This is a genomic window from Burkholderia sp. Se-20378 (genome assembly GCF_017104665.1).
GTDB classification, from domain to species: Bacteria; Pseudomonadota; Gammaproteobacteria; order Burkholderiales; family Burkholderiaceae; genus Burkholderia; species Burkholderia lata.
Window position 1 is genome coordinate 1 of the sequence record NZ_JAAGPG010001085.1, and the last position, 1,067, is coordinate 1,067.

Sequence of the window (1,067 nt, forward strand, 5' to 3'; positions counted from 1 at the left end):
TCATCGCGCGCGCTTGCCTGCGCGTGGCGGATCGCGGTGAGCGACTGGCGTTGCTCACCTTGCGCGTCGAAGTTCTCCGGTGCGAGCCACGCGTCGAACGCGGCGCGGACGTCCGGCCATTCGCTGTCGATGATCGAGAACCACGCGGTGTCGCGGTTGCGGCTGCGGTAGACGATCGCCTGCCGGAACGTGCCTTCGTAGCGGAAGCCGAGCCGTGCGGCGGCCTTGCGCGACGGGATGTTCAGGTCGTCGCACTTCCATTCGTAGCGCCGGTAGCCGAGCGTGTCGAACGCGTACTTCATCAACAGGAACTGCGCTTCGGTTGAAATCGGCGTGCGCTTGAGCAGCGGCGAGAACGTGACGGAGCCGACCTCGATCACGCCGTTGGCCGGATCGATGCGCATCAGCGCGAGCGTGCCGACCGCGCGGCCCGTGGCACGGTCGATCACCGTGTAGTGCAGCGGGTCCGGGCTTGCCTGCGCGGTCCGCGCGTAGTCGCGGTAGCTCGATTCGTCGGCGTACGGGCCGTGGGCGAGATAGGTCCAGTCGCTGCCGTCCGGCGCCTGGGCGTAGGCGGCGTGCAAGTCGGCCGCGTGGCGCTCGGCGTCGAGCGGTTCGAGCCGGCAGTAGCGGCCTTCGAGCACGATGCGCTCCGGGCGCGGGCGCGCGGACCAGTCGGGAACGGGGTGGCCGATGGGTTGCTGGAAAGCGTTGGTGAGCGTGGACAAGGTCGATCTCGCTTCGGTTGGCGGCCGGCGACATGCCGGCATGCAGACGATCGTAGTCGCGACGAGGTACCATGAGAAGCGCCAGAGATCGGCAAATTTATGGTGCCACGAGTTTTGGGGCGCGAACCGCGAGCCGTCCTTTACCAGCCGTGTGCAACTAGCCGTCCGCCACGTTCCAACATTTTCACGCTGCGAAGTTCCGATGACGACTGTCCTTCCTTCCGGCGATGCGCCGTTGCTGCCGCTCGACGCGCCGCTGGCGCGCACGCCGGGCGCGCCTTCGCTGCAGCGTCAGTTGCTGCGCCGCGTGCGCGACGCGATTCTCGGCGGCGCGATGCC

General features: G+C 68.0%; 1 protein-coding gene. It reads right to left on the bottom strand.

The annotated features are described in order from the left end of the window. A partial coding sequence (locus G3N93_RS40295; RefSeq protein ID WP_241026918.1) for a GNAT family N-acetyltransferase occupies positions 1-728 on the bottom strand: 728 nt, incomplete at its 3' end. Positions 729-1,067: the final 339 nt, after the last annotated feature.